This window comes from Sphingopyxis sp. Soil_C_28 (assembly GCF_057657055.1).
The window spans coordinates 1,006,094-1,027,182 of record NZ_JBDGJE010000002.1 but is presented as its reverse complement, the minus strand read 5'-3'; the positions used below and the strand labels follow the sequence as shown (position 1 = coordinate 1,027,182).

24 protein-coding genes are annotated in these 21,089 nt (G+C 63.5%); 4 read left to right on the top strand and 20 right to left on the bottom strand.

Annotated elements, in window-relative coordinates; translation table 11 throughout:
• The 7 genes from AC3A43_RS13230 to ybeY form a co-directional block, all read right to left on the bottom strand.
• Nucleotides 1-1,377 (bottom strand): serine hydrolase domain-containing protein, encoded by a 1,377-nt coding sequence (locus AC3A43_RS13230; RefSeq protein ID WP_487792990.1) that lies wholly within the window; start codon nt 1,375-1,377, stop codon nt 1-3.
• A complete protein-coding gene (locus tag AC3A43_RS13225) occupies nt 1,361-1,714 on the bottom strand; it encodes an MmcQ/YjbR family DNA-binding protein (protein WP_487792989.1) in 354 nt (117 codons plus the stop codon). Before AC3A43_RS13225 ends, AC3A43_RS13230 begins: the two co-directional genes overlap by 17 nt.
• A gap of 12 nt (nt 1,715-1,726) precedes the next feature.
• A complete protein-coding gene (locus AC3A43_RS13220; RefSeq protein WP_487792988.1) occupies nt 1,727-2,473 on the bottom strand; it encodes a hypothetical protein in 747 nt (248 codons plus the stop codon).
• 75 nt (nt 2,474-2,548) lie between these two features.
• On the bottom strand, nt 2,549-3,868 hold the full coding sequence (locus AC3A43_RS13215; protein ID WP_487792987.1) for a replication-associated recombination protein A: 1,320 nt from the start codon (nt 3,866-3,868) through the stop codon (nt 2,549-2,551).
• A gap of 7 nt (nt 3,869-3,875) precedes the next feature.
• Nucleotides 3,876-5,033 carry a glycosyltransferase family 4 protein gene (locus AC3A43_RS13210; RefSeq protein WP_487792986.1) on the bottom strand — a complete coding sequence of 386 codons (1,158 nt, stop codon included), beginning with the start codon at nt 5,031-5,033 and terminating at the stop codon, nt 3,876-3,878.
• A gap of 41 nt (nt 5,034-5,074) precedes the next feature.
• Nucleotides 5,075-6,016, bottom strand: a complete 942-nt coding sequence (locus AC3A43_RS13205; protein WP_487792985.1) for a hemolysin family protein — start codon at nt 6,014-6,016, stop codon at nt 5,075-5,077.
• A 19-nt stretch (nt 6,017-6,035) separates the two neighbouring features.
• Entirely contained in the window at nt 6,036-6,542 is a 507-nt protein-coding gene (ybeY, locus tag AC3A43_RS13200; protein ID WP_487792984.1) for an rRNA maturation RNase YbeY, read from the bottom strand.
• A 333-nt stretch (nt 6,543-6,875) separates the two neighbouring features.
• On the opposite strand from ybeY, the gene AC3A43_RS13195 reads away from it, so the two are divergent.
• Nucleotides 6,876-8,042 carry a serine hydrolase domain-containing protein gene (locus AC3A43_RS13195; protein ID WP_487792983.1) on the top strand — a complete coding sequence of 389 codons (1,167 nt, stop codon included), beginning with the start codon at nt 6,876-6,878 and terminating at the stop codon, nt 8,040-8,042.
• A gap of 36 nt (nt 8,043-8,078) precedes the next feature.
• Here AC3A43_RS13195 and AC3A43_RS13190 read toward each other — a convergent pair whose 3' ends face one another.
• Nucleotides 8,079-8,957: a sigma-70 family RNA polymerase sigma factor gene (locus tag AC3A43_RS13190; RefSeq protein WP_487792982.1), complete on the bottom strand. Its 879-nt coding sequence runs from the start codon at nt 8,955-8,957 to the stop codon at nt 8,079-8,081.
• Entirely contained in the window at nt 8,957-9,415 is a 459-nt protein-coding gene (locus tag AC3A43_RS13185) for a carboxymuconolactone decarboxylase family protein (RefSeq protein ID WP_487792981.1), read from the bottom strand. Before AC3A43_RS13185 ends, AC3A43_RS13190 begins: the two co-directional genes overlap by 1 nt.
• A 139-nt stretch (nt 9,416-9,554) precedes the next feature.
• On the opposite strand from AC3A43_RS13185, the gene AC3A43_RS13180 reads away from it, so the two are divergent.
• Together AC3A43_RS13180 and AC3A43_RS13175 are read left to right on the top strand one after the other, a co-directional pair.
• Nucleotides 9,555-9,935, top strand: coding sequence for a DoxX family protein (locus tag AC3A43_RS13180; protein ID WP_487792980.1), 381 nt, complete (start codon nt 9,555-9,557; stop codon nt 9,933-9,935).
• 4 nt (nt 9,936-9,939) lie between these two features.
• Entirely contained in the window at nt 9,940-10,386 is a 447-nt protein-coding gene (locus AC3A43_RS13175; protein WP_487792979.1) for a hypothetical protein, read from the top strand.
• Between the two features lie 42 nt (nt 10,387-10,428).
• Here AC3A43_RS13175 and AC3A43_RS13170 read toward each other — a convergent pair whose 3' ends face one another.
• A complete protein-coding gene (locus AC3A43_RS13170; RefSeq protein WP_487792978.1) occupies nt 10,429-11,406 on the bottom strand; it encodes a DUF6607 family protein in 978 nt (325 codons plus the stop codon).
• Nucleotides 11,407-11,429: 23 nt separating this feature from the next.
• The gene (locus AC3A43_RS13165; RefSeq protein ID WP_487792977.1) at nt 11,430-13,736 is read right to left on the bottom strand and encodes a TonB-dependent hemoglobin/transferrin/lactoferrin family receptor; all 2,307 of its coding nucleotides are present in this window, start codon (nt 13,734-13,736) and stop codon (nt 11,430-11,432) included.
• A 277-nt stretch (nt 13,737-14,013) separates the two neighbouring features.
• Here AC3A43_RS13165 and AC3A43_RS13160 point away from each other — a divergent pair, with 277 nt between their 5' ends.
• Nucleotides 14,014-14,376, top strand: a complete 363-nt coding sequence (locus AC3A43_RS13160) for a hypothetical protein (RefSeq protein WP_487792976.1) — start codon at nt 14,014-14,016, stop codon at nt 14,374-14,376.
• 10 nt (nt 14,377-14,386) lie between these two features.
• On the opposite strand, the gene AC3A43_RS13155 is transcribed toward AC3A43_RS13160, so the two are convergent.
• The 9 genes from AC3A43_RS13155 to AC3A43_RS13115 form a co-directional block, all read right to left on the bottom strand.
• Entirely contained in the window at nt 14,387-15,394 is a 1,008-nt protein-coding gene (locus tag AC3A43_RS13155; RefSeq protein WP_487792975.1) for a PhoH family protein, read from the bottom strand.
• Between the two features lie 130 nt (nt 15,395-15,524).
• Complete coding sequence (gene miaB, locus AC3A43_RS13150) at nt 15,525-16,874, bottom strand: tRNA (N6-isopentenyl adenosine(37)-C2)-methylthiotransferase MiaB (RefSeq protein WP_487793053.1); 1,350 nt, start codon at nt 16,872-16,874, stop codon at nt 15,525-15,527.
• Between the two features lie 7 nt (nt 16,875-16,881).
• The gene (locus AC3A43_RS13145; protein WP_487792974.1) at nt 16,882-17,679 is read right to left on the bottom strand and encodes a lysophospholipid acyltransferase family protein; all 798 of its coding nucleotides are present in this window, start codon (nt 17,677-17,679) and stop codon (nt 16,882-16,884) included.
• Nucleotides 17,648-18,073, bottom strand: coding sequence for a Fur family transcriptional regulator (locus AC3A43_RS13140; protein ID WP_056369183.1), 426 nt, complete (start codon nt 18,071-18,073; stop codon nt 17,648-17,650). Before AC3A43_RS13140 ends, AC3A43_RS13145 begins: the two co-directional genes overlap by 32 nt.
• 131 nt (nt 18,074-18,204) lie before the next feature.
• Nucleotides 18,205-18,645 (bottom strand): Ros/MucR family transcriptional regulator, encoded by a 441-nt coding sequence (locus tag AC3A43_RS13135; RefSeq protein ID WP_487792973.1) that lies wholly within the window; start codon nt 18,643-18,645, stop codon nt 18,205-18,207.
• Between the two features lie 108 nt (nt 18,646-18,753).
• Nucleotides 18,754-19,236, bottom strand: a complete 483-nt coding sequence (locus AC3A43_RS13130; RefSeq protein ID WP_487792972.1) for a GNAT family N-acetyltransferase — start codon at nt 19,234-19,236, stop codon at nt 18,754-18,756.
• Nucleotides 19,233-19,850, bottom strand: coding sequence for a tRNA (adenosine(37)-N6)-threonylcarbamoyltransferase complex dimerization subunit type 1 TsaB (gene tsaB / locus AC3A43_RS13125; RefSeq protein ID WP_487792971.1), 618 nt, complete (start codon nt 19,848-19,850; stop codon nt 19,233-19,235). The genes AC3A43_RS13130 and tsaB overlap by 4 nt, the downstream gene beginning before the upstream one ends.
• A 19-nt stretch (nt 19,851-19,869) precedes the next feature.
• Nucleotides 19,870-20,463 carry a malonic semialdehyde reductase gene (locus AC3A43_RS13120; protein ID WP_487792970.1) on the bottom strand — a complete coding sequence of 198 codons (594 nt, stop codon included), beginning with the start codon at nt 20,461-20,463 and terminating at the stop codon, nt 19,870-19,872.
• A 25-nt stretch (nt 20,464-20,488) separates the two neighbouring features.
• Complete coding sequence (locus AC3A43_RS13115) at nt 20,489-21,064, bottom strand: NifU family protein (RefSeq protein WP_487792969.1); 576 nt, start codon at nt 21,062-21,064, stop codon at nt 20,489-20,491.
• Nucleotides 21,065-21,089: the final 25 nt, after the last annotated feature.

Below are 21,089 nucleotides of genomic sequence, written 5' to 3'. Positions count from 1 at the left end.
TCAGGGCGGGCCGTCGGCGACGACCACAGCCTTGACGAGCGCCGCGATATCCAAGCGGTTCTTGTCGTCGTCATAGCCTTGACGGACGATCACCAGCGCGCGCGACGGGATGACGACGATATATTGGCCGCGGTTGCCAAAAGCACCGAAAGCGTCGGCGGGGACACCAGCCGACTTGTTCAGGAGCCAGAAGCCCGCGCCATAGCCGAAGGGGCCCTCGGGCTGCGGCCCGCTGGGCGTGGTAACGAAGGCTCGCCAGTTTTCGGGCAGCACGCGCTGACCCTGCCATTCTCCGTCGTTCTGATAGAGCAGACCGAGCCGCGCGAGATCGCGCGCGGTCGTCCAGACCTGACTCGACAGGATATAATCGCCATCCTTGTCATGTTCGGCGAAGGTGCGCGTCATGCCGAGGCGATCGAAGAAGCTTGCCGGATCGAGCGGCGCATTCAGCGAGGCTTTGAGCGAAAGCACCGCGAGCATCGTGTCGTTATTCGCATAGCGATAGCGCGTGCCCGGCGGGTTCAGCAGCGGCCATTGCACCGTCCACTGGCGCACCGAAGCGCCGCCCATATAGATGGCGTCGCTGCGGTTGCCCGCGGTGTCGCTGGTGAGGCCGCTCGCCATCCGCATCAGCTGTTCGGTGGTGATCGCGGCACGCGGATCGCCGGGCGACTGCCATTCGGCAATCTTCGCGGGCGCCGTCACGTCGATGCGGCCCTGAAACACCGCATGGCCGATCAGCGTCGCCGCCATCGACTTGGCGACCGAAAAGGTGCGCTGCGCCGTATGACGGTCATGCCCACCCCAATAGCGCTCGACCGATATCTTGCCCTTCTTGACGATCAGCAGCGAACTGGTCCGCCCGCCGAAGCTTGCTATGTTCGTACCCACCTGATCGAAAGAAGTCAGCGCCCTCGCGATCGGCCAGCTCGCATCCTTGTCACCGAGCGGCCAGGGTCGCGCATCGAGATCAGGCCGCCGTCCGGACGGGGCCGCCGCAGCCGGCTGCGCGCCGATCGGCAGGGCGACGCAGCCTTCCCGCCCGCTCCACTCCGCGATCCGCGGCGGCATGTCGTCGCGGTAGCGCACGCTCACGCGCCTCGCTTTATCATCTACATCGGCCTTGAGCGCGCGGACGTCGGCTTCGATCTCGGGATAGATGCCCGTAAGCTCGTCGCGTTCGATCGCGTCGAGCGGCTTGCCCCCGCCGTTCCACAGCGACGAACAAACGAAGCCTGCACGGTAGCCAGCCGCCCAAGCGCGGTTCAGTTCGGCATTCATTTTCGCCGCGGGCGTCTGGGCATGGGCGGGAAGCGCGCAGCCCGTCAGTGCGAGGCCGATGATCAGCCGGCGGAACAGGTCAGGGCCGCTGGCCAAAACCCTGCCGCTGGGCCTTTTTCGCGCGGTCCCACCAGGCCCGGCGAAGGACATCGGCGACCCGTTCGGGATCGTCGGAGCCGAAGCGAACGAGAAGCGCGTGCCAGCCTTGATAATGCGGGGTCTGCCAGAAGGTGTCGGGATCGGTTTCAAGCAGAATTTCCTTCTCGTCGGGCCTGCACATCACGGCGAAACTGCCCCGCTCGCGCCCCGGCGATGCGAGCGCCTTGCCATTGAGCTTGGGACAGGGCGTGCCGTAAAAGGAGAGCATTTCAACATCGGGAAGCGCACAGGCAAAGGCGACCACATCGTCCCAGCTGTCGAATTTCAGCGTCATCGTGCCGTTTGCTCAGTCTTTCAATGTCCCGGCGGTGACCTCGACGTCGCGCCCCAACGGCTGCATGGGCTGGAAGCGCAGGCGCGTCAACACCAGCCGGTCGCCCCGAATATCGAGGTCATAGAACGCATTGCCGCCGCGCGGACAACAATTGCCGTCGCCATCGCGCGCGACCGGAACGACCGCGAACATCTCGTCGAACACGAATTGGGCCGGCCCACGCAGCCGATAGCCCTTTGGCAGCATCCCGCCCCCCTGCTCCGACCAACCGGACAGATCGACCCGGCGCCATTTGGGCGCCGCCGTATCGCTTATGAACAGCGCATCGGCGTTGCCGCCGCCGCTTCCCGCCATCGTGCCGCCGACGTGGATCAGACGACGCTTGTCGCCATGGATCACCAGATCGGGCGTCCCGATCGATCCCGAACTTTCGGCGAAGCCCGCGAGCGTCGCTTTCCCCGCCTTGTCCTGCGACAACAGCACAAGCATTCGCGCTTGCGGCCCGTCGCGCGGCGCAAGAAGCATTTTTTGCCAGAATAAGGGCGTCCCGCGATCGACGCTGTTGATCCGCCCGCTCGCCTCGACAGTGCAACGCCCGCCAAAATCGTACAGGCATCGTTGCGCGATGTTCGACACGCGCGCGCGCGTCAGCGCGATCTTCGCCGTCACCTCGACGGCGGTACATGTGGTTTCGATAGTGCCGCCTGGACAGGACAGGATCGGTGTCGCTGCAGCGGCAAGGACAAGCGCCAATGCCATGATGACTACCCCAGTTCCGGCGCGACCCGACGCAGCGGAAACTATACCTGTGCGGGGTTCAGGGCAAGGCCGGCGTCAGTCTGTCGCCCGCCGCCTTTCGTCCCACCAGGCGAGGCGTTCGGCAATGCGCTTTTCGAAGCCGCGATCGACGGGGCGGTAAAAATCGACCGGCGTCATCTCGTCGGGCCAGTAATTGTCGCCCGAAAAGCCGTCAGGGGCATCATGATCATAACTATAACCCTCGCCATAACCCAGCTCTTTCATCAGCTTGGTCGGGGCGTTGAGGATATTGGCGGGGGGTGCGAGGCTGCCGGTTTCGCGTGCTGCCGACCATGCTGCCTTTTGCGCTGCATAGGCCGCGTTCGATTTCGGCGCCGTCGCGCAATAGAGGCACGCCTGCACGATCGCGAGCTCGCCTTCGGGCGAACCGAGGAACTGATAGGCGTCCTTCGCGGCGAGGCATTGCACCAGCGCCTGTGGGTCGGCGAGGCCGATATCTTCGCTCGCGAACCGGACGATTCGGCGCAAAACGTAAAGTGGCTCCTCCCCCGCGACGAGCATCCGCGCCAGCCAGTAAAGCGAGGCCTGCGGATCGGAGCCGCGCAGCGCTTTATGCAGCGCCGAGATCAGGTTATAGTGACCGTCGCGATCCTTGTCATAGACGGGCATGCGACGATGCAGAAACTGCGCGAGTTCGGCGGGGTCGAGCGGGGTATCGATCGCGGTCGCGAACAGGGTTTCGACCTGGTTGAGCAGGAAGCGGCCGTCGCCGTCGGCGCTCGAAACCAAAGCGGCTTTCGCATCATCGGTGACGGGCAGAGCACGGCCGACCTCCGCCTCGGCACGCTCGACCAGCGTTGCCAGTGCCTCTTCACCGAGCCGGTTCAGCACCAGCACTTGCGCCCGCGACAGCAGCGCCGCGTTCAGCGCGAAGCTGGGATTCTCGGTCGTCGCGCCGACAAGGACCACGGTGCCGCGTTCGACATAAGGCAGAAAGCCGTCTTGCTGGGCGCGGTTGAAGCGGTGAATCTCATCGACGAAGAGCAAGGTCCGCTTACCCGCCGCCGCCATCCTCTCGGCATCGGCAAAGGCCTGCCGCAAGTCGGCGACGCCCGAGAATACCGCCGAGAGCGGGGCGAAACGCATGCCCACCGCCTCGGCGAGCAGCCGCGCGATCGTCGTCTTGCCGGTACCGGGCGGTCCCCAGAGGATGATCGACGACAATTGCCCCGCCGCGACCATCCGGCCGATCGCGCCCTCGGGTCCGGTCAGATGTTCCTGCCCGACGACGTCACGCAGGTCACGCGGGCGCAGCCGCTCTGCTAGCGGCACGGGCCCGGTGACACCGCCCTGTTCCACCGCGGACGCATCTTCGCCGAACAGATCCCCGGCCATCGGACGCTCAGCCCCGCCGCCGCTGTTTCTGGCGGATCAAGCGAATATAGGTGTCGGCGACCGCGTGATTGATCGCATCCCATTGATAGGCGCCACTTTCGAGGACCGCTGCCGCACCATGTTCGGCGCGCAGTTGGATATCGCGGCAATAGCGCTGGAGATGGTCGGCAAAACCCGTGATCGATCCGGGGGCGACGAGATAACCAGTCTGGCCGTGCTTGACGATGCTGGCGCTGCCGGTCGCGCGCGCCGCGACCACCGGCAGGCCGCACGCCATGGCTTCGAGGGTGACATTGCCGAAGGTTTCGGTGACCGACGGGTTAAAGAAGATATCGCACGAGGCGAGGGCATGGGCGAGATCTTCGCCCCCCTGGAAGCCGACGAAGCTGGCGTTCGGCAGGCGCGATTCGAACCATTCGCCCGCGGGCCCTTCACCGATCACGACGACCTTGTGCGGCACGCCGCGCCGCGCAAGCACATCGATCGCATCGGCGAACACGTCGAGCCCTTTTTCCATCACCAGCCGGCCGAGGAAGGCGATGGCGGGCACGCCGTCTTCGATGCCAAGCGAACGCCGCCATTCCATGTCGCGGCGACCGGGGTTGAAAACCCCCTGCTCGACGCCGCGGGTCCAGATGCCGATGTCGTAATTCATCCGCTGGTCGCGGAGCACCTGCGCAAAGCTTTCCGACGGCGCGATCAGCGCGTCGCACTTGCGGTATAGCTTGCGCAGCCAGGCCACGACGAGGGGTTCAAGGAAGGACAGGTTATAGTAGCGGAAATAGGTTTCGAAACGTGTGTGCACCGAACAGGCGACGGGCAGGCGACGTCGCCGCGCCCATGCCGCCGCCTGGCGCGACACGCGGTCGGGGCTGGAAATATGGACGATATTGGGCGCGAACGCGGCAATGTCCTCACGCACACGCGACGAAAAGGACACGGGAATACGATATTCGCTGCGGCCCGGAATTGCGAACGACGGCACGCTCACCAGATCGCCGGTCGGTTCGAAATCGGGGTTGGCGACGGTGGGCGAATAGACGCGCACCGCCGCGCCATGCGCCAGAAGATAGCCGACAAGGCGGTTCAGCGCCTTGTTCGCGCCATCGGTCGTCATGTTATAATTGCCGCTGAACAGGGCGATGCGAAGGTCGGAAACGTCCATCGCGCCTGCGCTAGTCCTTTGGACGGACAAAGGCAATTGCGTCAGAACTCGTCGGACCGGTCCGATGAAGCCTCAAGGTCGACGACCACCGGCGGATGGAGCCGCAGACGGTGAACGCGGCGCTCATCGGCCTCGGTCACCTCGATCCGCCAGCCGCTCGGGTGGAGCAGGATTTCGCCGACCTCTGGCACATGGCCAGCGAGCACCGCGGCGAGACCGCCCAGCGTATCGACATCCTCCTCGATCTCGGCAAGCCGCGGGTCGATCGCTTCGCCGATATCGTCGAGTTCGGCGCGCGCGTCGGCTTCCCAACAGCCTCCGTCACCCGGCGCGAACAGCGCGGTCGGCTCGTCGTCATGCTCGTCCTCGATCTCGCCGACGATTTCTTCGACCAGATCCTCGATCGTCAGCAAGCCTTCGGTGCCCGAATATTCGTCGATGACGATCGCGAGGTGCGTGCGTTTCGCGCGCATTTCGGCGAGCAGGTCGAGCACGCCCATCGACTGCGGGACGTAAAGTGGCTGGCGGATGAGGTCGAGTAGCGGCGGCGGCGGCCGCCCCTCGGCAAGCACCGCGAAAACATCCTTGACGTGGATCATGCCGACCACTTCGTCGAGGTTTTCGCGGTAGACCGGCAGGCGACTGTGTCCAGCTTCGGCAAATTGCGCGACGATTTCGTCAAAGCTGGCGCTTTCGGGGATCGCGATGATGTCGGCGCGCGGCACCGCGACATCGTCGACGGTCTGCTCACCGAAATGGAGCAGGTTGCGCAGCATCTTGCGCTCGATCGGCGAGAGATCGCCGACGACGCTGCTACCGCGCCGCTCCTGGCCCTCTTCCTCGGCCTCGTCGATGACGTCTTCGATCTGCTCACGCAGCGACGGCTCGTTGTTGCCGCCAAATAGCAATGTCCGGATTCCGGCCCAGAGGCCGGATCTACTGTCCTCTTCCGATCGGGTCGAAGATCCCTGGTCGTCGGGCATATGCGTGTCGTTTCCTGTGTTAATCGAGGTCCGCATATGGATTGGCGATGCCCAGCGATGCAAGCGCTTTCACCTCTAGCGCCTCCATCGCGCCCGCGCTGGCATCGTCCATATGGTCGTAACCGACGAGATGCAGCGTGCCGTGGACGATCAAATGGGTGGCGTGATCGATGATCGAGACCCCCTTTTCGTCGGCTTCACGCGCACAGGTTTCGCGCGCGAGCACGATGTCACCAAGCAGAATTTCGCCGTCGTCGCTGTTCGCGAGACCGTCGAGCAGGTCATCCTGCACCTGCGGGAAGGACAGCACGTTCGTAGGCTTGTCACGCCCACGAAAATCACGGTTGAGCGTATGGACCTCTGCATCGTCGGTCAGCCGCACCGCGACCTCGACCAACGGCGCCGCATCGGCAAGCGAGGCATAGGGCGTCAACGCCAACGCCGCCGCCACCGCCTCCCCTGCCCGCGCTTCCCAATCGAGCGCGTCGGGCCAAGGCGTCGCGGCATGGGTCTCAACGCTCAGCACGCAAGGTCTCGCGACAGAAAAGCGACCGAAAACTGCGCAACTTCACTCGGAAATCGTACGGCTTGGATATCGGAAGAACCGGGTAAATGCTCGATGCTGGTCATGGTCCGACGCTATAGCGGCGGCGCGATGTAGGACAGCGAAAAAACTGTCCACCAGCCGGACGCCGATAGGGCCGTACTGGTTTAGGCGTTCAAGGCGGCGTGCCAGTTTCAGCCAAACGCCATACCAAATCGCCGCGGGGTCCGTCTCGCTTGACGCCAGCGATGGTGTGTGGCTATGGTAATACACAGCATCAGCCACGACCCACCTCCAACTTTGGATCACCGAATAATGCTCAATAGATATTCTGCCGCAATCGGCCTGATTGCGGTTATGGGTGGACTTGCGAACAGCGCAAATGCCCAAACGCCAATTGTCGCGAATGCCAAAAGCAAAGCCATTGCAATCGAACAGCTGATCCAAAGCGAAATGGCTGCCCGCGATATTCCCGGGCTGCAAATGGCGATAGTGCAGGATGGCAGGATCGTCTTCACGGGTGCCTATGGTCTGGCCAACAGGGAAACATCTGCCCCCGTCACGAACAAAACCATTTTCCGCATCAATTCGATCAGCAAGGCCGTTACCGGTGTTGCGGCAATGCAGCTTGTCGAAGCGGGCAAGCTTGATCTTGATGCGCCAATCTCGACCTATCTCGAAAAGCTTCCGGAAGCATGGAGCGGCGTCACCGTTCGGCAGGCTCTCACCCATACATCGGGGCTGCCCGAAATTGTGGACGATAATACCCGGCCGATTGATGGTCTTGTTGACCCGGATGCCGCCTGGGCAAGGGTGCAGCAAAATCCCCTGATGTTCGCGCCCGGGGCGGGGTATCGATATAATCAGACCAACTATGTCGCGATGGGGAAAATCATCGCGAAGCTTTCAGGGAAATCCTTTTCCGACTTCGTTCGCGACCGGCAGTTTAATAAAGTGGGCATGAAGCAGACACGCTTTGCCTATCCAATTTCGGCCAAGCCTGACCTGGCTGAACTCTATACGCATTTGACGCTGAAGTTTGACGGGATGAGAACGGTGGGCGCTGATCGCAGTGAAACGGCGTTTGTGCGTCAGGAGGCTTGGACGTCCGCGCAGTTGCTCCCGATCGGTGGCATCCAATCCACGGCCGTGGATTTGGCGAAATGGGTCATCGCGATCCAGAAATTGCAACTCGTCAACAAGACCAGCCTTGAAGAACTGTGGAAACCACAGCCGCAAAAGGATGGCAGCTATCGCGGCTTCAACGCTTTCATCAATGGCTATGGCTTGGGCTGGCCATCGGTACGACGCGCCGAACATCCCGCCCTTGCCCTGACTGGCGGAGCGCGCGCCACCGTCTTCATTTATCCCAAGGACGACCTTAGCGTTGTGGTCCTGACGAACCTGATGGGCGCTTCGCCCGAGAAGTTCGCCGACAAGATTGCGGCGCTGTATATCCCCGGCCTCGCCGTCGAAAAGTGACCGCGGCGCCTCCCTCGACACGAGGGAGGCTGCCATTCAATGCACATGCCCCAGCTTGTCGGGGTTGCGCATCACATAGATGCCGACGATCTTGCCGTGCTCGATCTCCAGCGCGGTGGTCTGCAACTCGCCGTCGGCCTCGCGGGTGACGAAGCCTGGCAGGCCGTTGATCGTGCCGGTGTGGACAAGCGTCGAGCCATATTTGCCGAACAGCACCGCCAGGCTGCGATGCAGCTTGAGCACGATGTCGTAACCGAACACCGGCTCGGTCACCGCCGGACGCTTGCCGCCGCCGTCGGACCATAGGCCGACATCGGCCGCGAGCAACGCGCCGAGTGCGCCCATATCGCCGCTGCGCGATGCCGCGAAAAAGGCATTGGCGATCTGGAGCCCCTGTTCCTTCTCGAGCTTGTATCGCGGGCGCGCATCGCGGACGTGGCTACGGGCACGCGCCGCGAGCTGGCGCGTCGCGGCGGGATCGCGGTCGATCGTCTTCGCGACCTCTTCGAACTCAACGCCGAAGACGTCGTGAAGCAGAAAGGCGGCGCGTTCGAGCGGCGACAGGCGTTCGAGCGCGAGCATCAGCGGCAGCGTGACATCGTCCTCCTCTTCCTCCTCGACCAGCGGGTCGGGGAGCCAGGGGCCGACATAAGTTTCGCGTTGATGGCGCGCCGATTTGATCTGGTCGAGGCAGAGCCGCGTCACGGTGCGGCGGAGGAAAGCCGCGGGCTCGCACACTTCGTTGCGATCGGTGCCGAGCCAGCGGATGAAAGCATCCTGCACCACATCCTCGGCGTCGGCGACCGAACCGAGCATGCGATAGGCGACGCGGATGAGGAGCGGACGCAGCGGGTCGAAACTGACCGCCGCGTCAGCCGCCGCATCGATTTCGCCGCGGATGCCCTCGGGGGTCATCAGGCGGCTTTCACCAGCGCACCGTTTTCATACCAGAGGTCGAAGCCGACCGCGATGCGGTTCCAGCCATTGATGACATTGATCATCACGGTCAGATTCACCTGTTCCTCCGGCATGAAATGCGTTTCGAGCGCATCCTTTGCAGCCTTTTGTGTGTGCCCTTCCGAGAGGCGGGTCAAGGCGTCGGTCCAGGCGAGCGCGGCGCGTTCGCGGGGCGTGTAGACGGGCGCTTCGTGCCAGGCCGAGAGCAGGTAGATGCGCTGTTCGGTCTCGCCCTTTGCGCGGGCTTCGACGGTGTGCATGTTGATGCAGTTGGCGCAGCCGTTCAGGATCGACGAGCGGATCTTCACCAGTTCGATCAGGCTCGGCTCGAGGCTCTTTTCCGCGGCGAGGCTGACGGCCATCCACTGCTTCATCAGCTGCGGGGCGGCGGCATAGGGGTCGGTTACCTTGGTCATATCATGTCTCCTTCGTGGGGGTTGTACGGATATGACGAGACAGGATCGGCGGGTGTAACATGGCGCGCGAAAAAATTTCGCGTCCGCTGAAAAATCCGTTAGCCTGCCAGCATCGACAATCAAATTTGGGGGGCCAATCATGAAGTTTCTCGATGACCACGGCGACCGCGCCTATGCGCTCCTTCGCATCGTTTCGGGCCTTTTGTTCCTTGCCCATGGCGTGCAAAAATTCTTCAATTTCCCGACGGCCTTTCCCTATCCGCTCAACCCGATGTTCTACGCGGCGGGGACAATCGAGATCGTCGCCGGGATTTTGATCGTGATTGGTCTGTTCACCCGCCCCGCCGCCTTCATCGCCAGCGGCATGTCGGCGGTCGGTTACTGGGTCGCACACGGCACGCAGAGTCCCTACCCGATCGTCAATCAAGGCGAGACGATCATCCTGTACTGCTTCATCTTCCTGTTCATCGCGACGCGCGGCGCGGGTATCTGGAGCGTCGACGGAGCGAGGAAGAAATAGGCGGTTGCGCTATTATCTCGACGCCGAGTTCAACGGGTTTGGCGGCGCGCTGATTTCGATCGCGCTGGTTCCTGAAAGCGAAGGTGCGACGCCCTTTTACGGTGCGGTCGAGTGCCGCGACCCGACGCCATGGGTCGCGGCGCATGTCATTCCGGCGCTCGACGTCGAGCCCATGTCCTATGACGAGTTGCAATGGGCCTTTGCGGATTATCTGGCGACCGATGCGGAACCGGTGCTGATCGCCGACTGGCCCGAGGACATCGTTCACGCCGCGCGACTGCTGGCAACCGACGACGGGCGGCGGCTGATCGTGTCGGCGGTGCGGTTCGAACTGGCCGAGGTCGTGAATTTCTCGACCGCCGAACTCAGCCATGTTCCGCACAATGCCTGGCATGACGCGGTCGCGCTGCGGACATTCTGCATGGCGCGGGGGCACGTCCCGACAAAATAGGGGGCGGCCCTCGCGAGCCGCCCCCAGTTCGGGCTTCAATCTTCAAAGCTTGCGCGTGTTCGTTTCGATCAGCTTCTTCGCCTCGGCGATCGCCTTGGCGGTGGTCAGCTTCTTTTCCTGAACCTCGTCGGCCATTTCGAGCAGGCGGCCGCTGATCACGGTGCCGGTCTGTGCTTCCTCGTTGATCGCGATACCGCCCTTGGCGGCGGCGACACGGTCCCATTCGGCGCGCACGGCGGCCCAGTACTCCTTGGTCGCGGCCCAATAATCGTCGGCCGCTCTCACATCATACTGGTCATATTTGATATAGGTGTTGAGGACATATTCCTGGACGATCGGCACCAGCTTGCCGTCCTTCGTCCCCATCTTGGTATTGTCCTGCCAGTGGACCCAGCCGTCGGGCGAGGGCTGGTGGCGGTTGATCGACAGGTAGCGGTCGTAGACCGGATTGCGCACGGCATCGCGGCGCGCGAGCGGGCGCCACGTCCAGTTGGAGCGCCAGCGGCGAACGCCGCCCTGCGTCTCGAACTGGCCCCAGCCGCCGTAACGCGGGCTGTCGTCGACCTGATAGACCGTCTGCGACCAGCGGCCCGTGCGCATCTTTTCGGGGACGTCTTCCCACGTCCACGCATTGCGATCCGAATAGACGAGCACCTTCGCGGGCTCATATTCCCAGTCCTGCCGCCAATGCTTGATGATCATGCTCTTGTCGTCGTCGCCGGTGATGACGAGCATATGCTGCAGGCTGATCTTGCGGCCGCTATCCTCGATTACGCGCACGACCTCGTTGCCGCCCGAACGCTTGGGCTCGAGGATTTCATAGTTCTGATCCCAGCGCGTCGATTCCTGCATGTTGAAGCTGACGCGATAATTGCCCGCCATCGCGAGGATGTCGGCGCGGTCCTGTTCGAAATTGGCGGCCGCAGCCTCAGTGGCGATCGGCGGATGGGCTGGCGCCGCAACGGGCAGCGCGGTGGTGAGCAGCAACAGGCTGGCGGCAAGCTTGCGATAGGTTTTCATCGGTGCAGTCCTTCTGTTTTCTTTTAGAAGCGGAAGCTGAGCGACACGCTCGCGTTGCGGCCGGGCTGGGTATAGGCGTCGGCGATCACCTCGATCGGGAATGTGCGACCGCCGATGACCGTCGTATTGGCAAGCCCGCGCGCGTCGCTCCACCAGCTGTATTTCTTGTCGAGGATGTTGAAGACGCCGCCGCGCAGCGTCAGCCCATCGGTAACGCGAAGATAGGCCGTCGCATCGAGGATGGTGAAATCGTCGGGCCGGTAGCCGCCGTTGGTACGCGATGCTTCCTTGCGCGCGCTGTGCGTCATGATGATCTGACCGCCGAAACGCCCCCGCGGCTGGCGGTAACCGACGCCGGCGACGAGCTTGAACGGGTCGGTCGATTCGAGCGGCGAACGTATGCCGTCGGGATCGATGATGTCCCCCTTCGCATAGGATAGGGCGAGCGTCGTATACAGGCCGGACGACGCTCGCCCCTCGAACCGCGCCTCGGCGCCTTTGACGCGGACACGATCGAGATTCACGAATTGGAAGATAGCGGGATCGGCGGGCGTGAAGCTGCCGTCGACCTGCTCCTGGCTGATGAAATCCTTGTAGCGCGCCGAAAAGCCCGTGACGTCGAGGCTGATCGCATCGCTCGAAAAGCGGATGCCGCCCTCAAAGCTTTCGCTGCGTTCGGGACCGAGATCGGGGTTCGGGATCGAGGTGTAGCCCGACGCGAGGTTCGAGAAGAACTGGTTCACCTGTCCCGGCTCGGGCGCCTTGAAGCCGGTCGCATAGTTGGCGAACAGGCGGACCTCGTCGGTGATTTTCCACACCGCGCCGAATTTCGGCGAGACGCGCGATCCGTCCTGCTTCGCGCCGGCAAAGGTCGGGAGCAGCGGGTCGTTGTCGGGCGACAGGTCGTACCAGTCGAAGCGCAGTGCCGGATAGAGAAGCAGGCGCCCTCCGGCGACCGAGATTTCGTCGCCGACGAACAGGCCGGCGCGGGTGAAGTCGGTGGTCGGGAAGGCGCGCGTCGGATAGGTCTCGCCGAACGGCGGCACCGTGCCGCCGCGCAGGCCGCGCTGGCGTGTCTTGCTGATGTCGCCGCCGAAGACGAGGCGGTGGGTGATCGCGCCGGTCGCAAAGTCGGCGCGCGCATCGGCCGAGGCGCCGATCACGCGGTTTTCAAAGGTGTTGAGGCGCGAGCGGTCGGCAGCGGGAGTGCGATCCTCTTCGGTATATTGATTGTCTTCGCCGTCCTGCCAGTAGAGCGCGATGCGCGCGAAATCGATCGCCCCCTCGCCTTCCCAGCTCCAGTCGAGCGATACGCGTTTACGCTCGCCGCTGTCCCAGGCTTCGAGCCGGTCGACACTGGAGGTAACGACGCCCAACGCGTTGCGCGTGGCAGTCACGCCGGTCAGGCCGTTGGTGTAGAGATCAGTGTCGAGATATTCGCCGGTCAGGCGGATTTTGTGGCCATTGGCAGGATCATAGACGATCCGCGCCAGTGCGGCGTTCGAACGGCCGTCCTGCGGATTGGGCAGCGTACGGAGCGGACCGGTGTTCGCGTCCTTGCCCGAGGTGCCGGCAACACCGTCGACATAGATGCCGCCCGCGACGTTGCCCTTGTTGTCGAGCTCCTTGTAATCGCGGCGGGTGTAGGCGGCCATGATCGACCAGTCGCCGCTGCGCCCCGCAAGGATCGCGGTTTCGCTGAATTCCTCGTCCGCGCTGCTGTAGGCGGCGCGGAGCAGGCCGCCGACATTGTTGCCGGGTTCGAGGAAATCGACCGGGTCGGAGGTGATGAAGCTGACCGCGCCGGCGAGGCCGTCGCTGCCGTAGAGCGCCGACGACGGCCCGCGCAGGATTTCGACCGATTTCACGAGGCCAAGGTCGACATAATCGCCGCGGCCCGATGCCTGCGCGCCGAAGGTGAAGCCGTCGGGAACGCGGACGCCGTCGACCTGGACGAGCACGCGGTTGCCGCCGATGCCGCGGATGTTGAAGCTGTCGTTGCCCGCACGCCCCGTCGTGCCGAGCGCGGCGCCGAAGCGGGCGGGCTGACGCTGGACGCTGACGCCGGGTTCGAAGCGGACAAGGTCGCGGATGTCGGTGACAAGTTCGTCGGCGATCTGCTCGTCGCTCTTCACCGTGACGGTGACCGGAATATCCTCGGCCTTCACCGCGGTGCGCGTCGCGGTGACGACGATGCGGTTCTTGAGCGACACCCAATATTCGCCGTCATTGTCCTGCGCAACGGCCGGCGAGGCGGTCGCGGCGAGCGCGAGGCCCAGCGCGCTGCCTGCGACAAGGCGGGATATCGACGGACGACGCTGGATGTTCAATTTTCTTCCCCTGAATGATTGCAACTGATTCGCAATAGCGGCCATCTAGGCAGGGAAGATCCGGGGGTCAAGCGTTATGCTATTGCGAGTCAGTCGCTAGTTGCACGCTGAGCGATGTGGTGGATCTGGAGGCCCGCGACCAAGCGAGCGTATGAAGCGAATACAAGGTCGGAAACGGCTGCATTCCGGGGTCAATTCGAACCCGTCTCTGCGAGGATAATCCCTCACTTCCCCTATTCTCGAGCGCCATTCGAACAGAATGATGTCGAAGGAGAGGATGATTATGGCGCGTCAATCCGTGGAATTGGGCTGGATGAATTTGCCGCCGTGCACGAAGGTAGAATGGACACCCACGAGCATTCCGGGCATATCAACCCCCACCGTCAAGTCGGCAGAACAGCGGCTCACAGCCTATGCCGAGATCGATTCCGAGAACATGCGCGAGGAAGCGCTGGAGGCTGTGAAGGAATGCGCGCTCGCGGCCTTGGGCGCGGCTGGCGGCATCGGCGCCGTCACATCGAATCCGGCGGCGGCGGCAGCGGCATTCAAAACCGCATTCCTCGCCTGTTTTTCGGCCAAATTCGGCGACATCGCGATCAGCGGCGTCGAGCTCCATACCGATACGACATGCCGATGGTAGAGCTCTGCCGTCAGGCACCCGGCCCTTCATAGGCATCGACGATCCGTCCGACGATCGGATGGCGGACAACGTCGGCGCTGGTGAAATAGCTGACGTTGATGCCTTCCACACCCTGCAGCCGGTTCACCGCGTCGGCGAGCCCCGAACTGGCGGGGATCGGCAGATCGACCTGCTTCGGATCGCCGCACACGACCATGCGGCTGTTCGCGCCGAAACGCGTCAGGAACATCTTCATCTGCGGGATCGTCGTGTTCTGCGCCTCGTCGAGGATGATGAAAGCGTCAGCGAGCGTGCGCCCCCGCATGAAGGCGAGCGGCGCAATCTCGATCTCCCCGCTCGCGATGCGGCGCTCGACCTGTTCGGCCGGCAGGCAATCATGGAGCGCGTCGTAGAGCGGACGCAGATAGGGATCGACCTTTTCCTTCATGTCGCCGGGGAGGAAGCCGAGCTTCTCACCCGCCTCGACCGCCGGACGCGAGAGGATCAGACGCTGGACGCTGCCGGTGATGAGCTGTGCGACCGCCTGCGCCACCGCGAGATAGGTTTTGCCGGTACCCGCCGGGCCGAGCGCGAAGATGATGTCTTCGCGCGCGAGCGCCTGCATATAGGGAACCTGCGACGGTGCGCGCGGGACGATGGTCTTTTTGCGCGTGCGGATCATGATCGGCGGCGCTTCGCTGGCGTCGTGGCGGATGATGCCTTCGAGCGTCGGTTGCGCCGACAGCGCGATCACCCCGTCGACCATGCCGCTGTCGACCTCCTGCCCCTGTTCGATGCGATTGTAGAGATCGACGAGTACGTCGCGCGCGCGAGCGGCGGATTCGGCTTCGCCCTCGATCTGCACGCGGTTGCCGCGGGCGGAAATATAAACCCCGAGGCGGTTTTCGATCGCAACAAGATTGCGGTCGAACTCCCCGAACAAAATGCCCAAAAGCTGCGTTCGCTCAAACTCCGCGGTCAGTCGGACACGGTCGCCGGGTTCGGCGGGAGTGGAGGCGATCAGCGGGCGTTTGGACATATAAGCAAGGCTCCTTCAATCGAGACCATGACTGTACTCCCGCCAATACGGGAGTCCATCACTTGCAGGCTGCGAATGCGACGGAAGGAGACGGAGTGTGTCTTCGGGGAGACAGCTTCCGCCAACCGCACTAGGCGACCTCTTCCATAAGAGCTTCGGCGCCAACGCTGTTGGCACCGGCCGACACGATGCGCACATCGACCATATCGCCGATCTTGAGCCCCGGCGCGGTGACATGCACCGACTGGAGCCATGGCGACTTGCCGATGAGCTGGCCGTCGAGCTTGCCCTTGCGTTCGAGGAGCAGGCGCGTCGTGCGGCCGACGGTCGCTTCGTTGAACGCCTGTTGCTGTTCGTTGAGCAACGCCTGGAGGCGCTGGAGGCGATCATTCAGTACCGCTTCGTCGATCTGGTCGCCCATCGTTGCGGCGGGGGTCCCGGGGCGGCGCGAATATTTGAAGCTGTACGCCATCGCATAATTGGTGGCGCGAACGATATCGAGCGTTGCCGCGAAGTCTTCTTCGGTCTCGCCGGGGAAGCCGACGATGAAGTCGCCCGAGATCGCGATATCGGGGCGCACCGCACGGACGCGCTCGATGATGCGCAGGTAGCTGTCGGCGCTGTGGCTGCGATTCATCGCGGCAAGAATCCGATCGCTGCCCGCCTGTACCGGCAGGTGGAGGAAGGGCATCAGCTTGTCGATCTCGCCATGCGCCGCGATCAGCCCTTCGGTCATGTCGTTCGGGTGGCTGGTCATGTAACGGATGCGTTCGAGCCCGTCCTCGCGCGCGAGTTCGCGGATCAGGCCATCGAGTCCGATCGCCCGCCCCTTGTCATCCTCACCGTCCCACGCGTTGACGTTCTGGCCGAGCAGAGTGATCTCGCGGACACCGCCCGCGACGAGGGCGCGCGCCTCGGCGATCAGGTCGGCGAAGGGGCGGCTGATCTCGGCCCCGCGCGTATAGGGCACGACGCAATAGGTGCAAAATTTGTCGCAGCCTTCCTGCACGGTCAGGAAACCGGTCGGGCGCTGGCCGCCGGCGCGTTTCGGCAGCGCGCCAAACTTGCTCTCGGCCGGCATGTCGAGGTCGACCGCTTTCTCGCCGCGGGCGGCGCGGGCGATCAGGTCGGGCAGACGGTGATAGGCCTGCGGGCCGACGACGACGTCGACGGTCGGCGCGCGGCGCGCGATTTCCGCGCCCTCGGCCTGCGCGACGCAGCCGGCGACGGCGATCGTGGGGCGGCTGCCGTCGGCACGTTTCAGCCGGCCGATGTCCGAATAGACTTTCTCGGCGGCTTTTTCGCGAATGTGACAGGTGTTGAGGACCACGAGATCCGCGTCGGCGCCAGCGGCGGCGGCGACATAGCCTTCGGCGCCCAGCATCTCGGCCATCCGCTCGCCGTCATAGACATTCATCTGGCAACCGAAGGATTTGACGTGGAATGTCTTGGGAGGATTTGGGGGAGAGTCGGATTTCATCAGCGCGCTATAGGCGATGCGCAGCGCCGGCGGAAGGGCGCGCAACGCTGTCCATCCGGTCCGCGATCATGACGCGCGCGGCCTCCGCGAGGATCTTGCGGTCGCTCTCGACGATATCGGGCAAGGGGTCGAGATAATGGATCGTGAGATGGATCGGGCGTTTGCGCGCGAGCAGGCGCTTGAAATTGCCGAGCCCCGATTCGGGATCGAGCCAGGCGATATCATTCGCCTCGGGCCCGTAATCGAGAAAGACGGGCTGGACCCGAAGATTGGGCGGCGTCGGAACGATCGCCTGAAACAGCGAGGCGCGGAAGGGCAAAAGGCCGTCGCCGGGACCTGTCGTGCCTTCGGGAAACAGCGTCACCGGGCGGCCGCGCGCAAGCGCGGCGCGCAGGCTATCGGCCTGGTTGTGGATATCGCGGCGTGCTTCGCGCTGGACATAGATGGTGCGGTTCTGGTCGGCGAGCCAGCCGACCAGCGGCGTCGTTCCAACCTCGGCCTTCGACACGAAGGCCGAGCGCGCGGCGCCGCCGAGTGCGAGAATATCGAGCCAGCTGACATGGTTCGACACGAACAGCACATCGCGCCGCAGCCGTGTGCCGATCGTCCGGATACGCAAGCCCGCAATCCAGCCGGCGGCGTTGAGAAAGGCCATGACCATCGGCGACGGGCGGCCCACAGCACGATAGAGAAGGTGGGGAACGATCAGGAACAGCAACGCCATCACCAGCAAGGTGAGACGGGCGATCGTCCGCCAGGTAACCGAGGCGCGATCAGTCGCGCTTGCGATCGATGGCGACACCATAGAGCTCCATGCGATGGTCGACGAGGCGGAAGCCCAGTCGTTCGGCGATGACTTTCTGCAACGCCTCGAGCTCAGGATCGACGAATTCGATCACCTTGCCCGTTTCGACGTCGATCAGATGATCGTGATGCGCCTCGGGCGCCGCTTCGTAGCGCGACCGACCGTCGCCGAAATCGTGGCGATCGAGAATGCCCGCCTCTTCGAACAGGCGCACGGTGCGGTAGACGGTGGCAATCGATATGCCGCTGTCGACCTTGGACGCGCGTTCATAGAGCGTCTCGACGTCGGGATGATCCTCCGAATCCGAGATAACGCGCGCGATAATGCGACGCTGCTCTGTGATGCGCAGCCCTTTTTCGTGGCACAATGCTTCAAGATCGATGTTACCGGACATGCGGGCCTTTCCTGCAGATGCAGCCGTGTCTTTGTTATGACAAGTGTATAGGGTCGCACCGCGGATAGGACAAGGGCGGCGCCCTGTGACGCCGCCCTTCCCTGCCCGTTCAGGCGATCATTTGCAAAGCGTCACGCTTTGGTCTTGGGCTTCGGCTTGCGTCCGCCGCCACGGCCTTTGGTGCCAAGGCCGATTTCCTTCGCCAGCGCGCGGCGCTTTTCGGCGTAGTTCGGCGCGACCATCGGATAGTCGGCGGGAAGTCCCCATTTGGCGCGATAGTCGTCGGGGGTCATGCCATAGTGCGTCATCAAATGGCGGCGCAGCATCTTCAACTTCTTGCCATCTTCAAGGCAGGTGATGAAGTCGGGCTTGACCGATGTGCGGATCGAAACCGCCGGCACCAGCTTTTCTTCGATGACCGGCTCTGTGCCGAGACCGGACAGCGCGGCGTGCACATTATTGATGAGCAGAGAGAGATCTGAGAGGGCGACGCTGTTGTTGCTGACATGCGCCGCGACGATGTCGGCAGTCAGCGTAACGAGCATCTCGTTGGTATCGGCTTGGTCGGACATGAGACTATTCCTTGATTTTTATTACCCAGAAGTATGCCGGCAAATATTGGATTTGTTCTTTCGCCGTCAGGATTACTGCCACTTTGGATGGAATTCCGCAATATCGGATCAGTCGGCGCTGGCCTCGCGAACCGATTTGCGCATCGTTATTGCGTCGCGAACTAGCCCATCGTTGCCGCGATAATAAGCAGGCCGTCGGCCACACTCCGAAAAACCCGCGCGCTCATAAAGATGAACCGCGTCATTATCCGCTCGCATTTCAAGGAAATAGTCTTCTGCACCCTGTTCGCTGGCCCAAGCGCGCCAGTCATCGATCAATAACGCGCCAATACCGCGGCCGCGGAACGAAGGGTCGACCGCAAGCAGCAATAATTCGCTCTCCGGCCCGGCGATGCGGGCAGCGGAAAACCCGCACGCCTGCTCGCCGTCCCAGGCGAGGCACACGCGTGCCGAGGGCAGCGCGAACAATGTCAGCAGCTGTGCGCCGCTCCATGCCTCGCCATAGGCGGGCTCAAATGCCGCATCCATCACGCGCATCACAGCCGCGAGATCGCCGACGCGCGCGGTAGCGAGGCGGATCGGGCCCGTCATGCCGGCGTCATTGGCCTGGCATCGGGCGCACGGCCGTAAATCGGGCTGGGCCGGTCGATCAGCGCCGCGGGCGGCAGGCGAAGAAAAGCGCGCGCGTCGGGCAACATCGTCAAAGCGCGCCCCGAACCGCGGCGTGCGACAAAAGGCTCCGCCCGATTGCCAACGATGAGTTCGCCATCAAGCAGGACGGCCTCTTCGGGCAGGAGCGATCGGAGTTCCGCGCGCGGCGAAAGATCGGCGGCAAAGCGCTGGACGAACCATTGGCCATGCCCGCCCTCCGTCACCACCAACGCGCCGCCCGCCGCCGCGATGTCGTCGGCCGCGGCCGCCGCAACGAGCGCGAGCGTCGAAAAGCCACGAACCGGCACCTGCCAGCCGAGCGCGAGCGCGCGCGCCGCAGCGACGCCGATGCGCACGCCGGCAAAACTGCCCGGACCGCATCCCGCGACGATGAGGTCGGCACGGCCGCCGCCCGCAAGCTCGGCGATCAGCGGAACCAGCCGTTCGGCGTGGCCGCGCCCGATGATTTCGTGGCGATAGTCAACGACCGCCCCATCCTCGATCAGCGCCACCGAACAGGCCTCGCTCGCCGAATCGATGACCAGATGCCGCATGGATGGAGGCCGGACCGGCTCAGGCGATGCGGTTGAAGCGTGCGAAGTCCGGACGCGGGCTGCGTTCGAAGATCGTCGCCGGATCGCCATAACCCAGGGTGCTGATGAAGTTGCTCTTCACCCGGGGCTGGTCGGCGAAAAAGGCCTCATCGACCCCCGCATTGTTGAAGCCCGACATCGGCCCGGTGTCGAGCCCGAGCGCACGCGCGGCGAGGATGAAATAGGCCCCCTGCAGGCTGGAATTGCGGAAGGCGGTCGCTTTCGCATGCTCTTCGTTGCCCGCGAACCAGCTGCGAGCATCGGTGTGCGGGAAGAGTTCGGGCAGAAGATCGTAAAACGCTTCATCCATCGCGATGATCGCGGTGACCGGCGCACTCAGGATTTTTTCGGCATTGCCGGGAATAGCGAGCGCGGCAAGCTTCGCCTTTGCCTCGTCGGTTACGCACCAGACGATCCGCGCCGGCAGGCTGTTGGCGCTGGTCGGGCCGAACTTCACCAGATCCCAGATAGCATGCAGCTGCGCTTCGGACACCGGCTGATCGGTATAGCCGTTATAAGTGCGCGCGGTACGGAACAGCTGGTCGAGAGCGCTGTCGGAAAGCGGCTCGCTCATGGGTTCACTCCTCGGAAGAAAATGGTCAGACGGCGTGAACTGCCGTTACCTCAGGCACATAATGTTTCAAGAGGGACTCGATGCCATTCTTCAAAGTCGCGCTCGACGACGGGCATCCGGCGCAGGCGCCCTGCATCTTGAGATACACATTGCCCTTGTCGAAACCGCGATAGACGATGTCGCCACCGTCGTTCGCGACCGCCGGGCGGACGCGGGTTTCGATCAATTCCTTGATCTGGTCGATGATGTCGGCGTCGGCGGGATCGTCGGAAAAACCCGCTTCATCCTCGGCCGGCACCGCAAAGCCTGCGCTCGCGGCGTTGAACAGCGGCACGTCGGCGAGAAAATGGTCCATGACTATGCCGAGCACATCGGGCTTGACGTCGCTCCATTCAGAGCCAGGCGCGATCGTCACCGATACGAAATCGCGACCGAAGAAGACGCCCGTTATATCACCGAGCGAGAAAAGCGCACTCGCGAGCGGCGACGCTTCGGCTTCTTCGGGACTGGCAAAGTCGCGGGTCCCCGTCTCCATCACCGCCCGGCCGGGCAGGAATTTGAGCGTCGCGGGGTTGGGCGTCGATTCGGTTTCGATCAGCATGCGGTGCATGTGGGGCGGAGCGAGG

Coding starts and splice junctions, on each gene's coding strand:
- AC3A43_RS13225 (WP_487792989.1), bottom strand. CDS start 1,714: ATGACGCTGAAATTCGACAGCTGGGACGATGTGGTCGCCTTTGCCTGT.
- AC3A43_RS13220 (WP_487792988.1), bottom strand. CDS start 2,473: ATGGCATTGGCGCTTGTCCTTGCCGCTGCAGCGACACCGATCCTGTCC.
- AC3A43_RS13215 (WP_487792987.1), bottom strand. CDS start 3,868: ATGGCCGGGGATCTGTTCGGCGAAGATGCGTCCGCGGTGGAACAGGGC.
- AC3A43_RS13210 (WP_487792986.1), bottom strand. CDS start 5,033: ATGGACGTTTCCGACCTTCGCATCGCCCTGTTCAGCGGCAATTATAAC.
- AC3A43_RS13205 (WP_487792985.1), bottom strand. CDS start 6,016: ATGCCCGACGACCAGGGATCTTCGACCCGATCGGAAGAGGACAGTAGA.
- AC3A43_RS13195 (WP_487792983.1), top strand. CDS start 6,876: ATGCTCAATAGATATTCTGCCGCAATCGGCCTGATTGCGGTTATGGGT.
- AC3A43_RS13190 (WP_487792982.1), bottom strand. CDS start 8,957: ATGACCCCCGAGGGCATCCGCGGCGAAATCGATGCGGCGGCTGACGCG.
- AC3A43_RS13185 (WP_487792981.1), bottom strand. CDS start 9,415: ATGACCAAGGTAACCGACCCCTATGCCGCCGCCCCGCAGCTGATGAAG.
- AC3A43_RS13180 (WP_487792980.1), top strand. CDS start 9,555: ATGAAGTTTCTCGATGACCACGGCGACCGCGCCTATGCGCTCCTTCGC.
- AC3A43_RS13170 (WP_487792978.1), bottom strand. CDS start 11,406: ATGAAAACCTATCGCAAGCTTGCCGCCAGCCTGTTGCTGCTCACCACC.
- AC3A43_RS13160 (WP_487792976.1), top strand. CDS start 14,014: ATGATTATGGCGCGTCAATCCGTGGAATTGGGCTGGATGAATTTGCCG.
- AC3A43_RS13155 (WP_487792975.1), bottom strand. CDS start 15,394: ATGTCCAAACGCCCGCTGATCGCCTCCACTCCCGCCGAACCCGGCGAC.
- miaB (WP_487793053.1), bottom strand. CDS start 16,874: ATGAAATCCGACTCTCCCCCAAATCCTCCCAAGACATTCCACGTCAAA.
- AC3A43_RS13145 (WP_487792974.1), bottom strand. CDS start 17,679: ATGGTGTCGCCATCGATCGCAAGCGCGACTGATCGCGCCTCGGTTACC.
- AC3A43_RS13140 (WP_056369183.1), bottom strand. CDS start 18,073: ATGTCCGGTAACATCGATCTTGAAGCATTGTGCCACGAAAAAGGGCTG.
- AC3A43_RS13135 (WP_487792973.1), bottom strand. CDS start 18,645: ATGTCCGACCAAGCCGATACCAACGAGATGCTCGTTACGCTGACTGCC.
- AC3A43_RS13130 (WP_487792972.1), bottom strand. CDS start 19,236: ATGACGGGCCCGATCCGCCTCGCTACCGCGCGCGTCGGCGATCTCGCG.
- tsaB (WP_487792971.1), bottom strand. CDS start 19,850: ATGCGGCATCTGGTCATCGATTCGGCGAGCGAGGCCTGTTCGGTGGCG.
- AC3A43_RS13120 (WP_487792970.1), bottom strand. CDS start 20,463: ATGAGCGAGCCGCTTTCCGACAGCGCTCTCGACCAGCTGTTCCGTACC.
- AC3A43_RS13115 (WP_487792969.1), bottom strand. CDS start 21,064: ATGCTGATCGAAACCGAATCGACGCCCAACCCCGCGACGCTCAAATTC.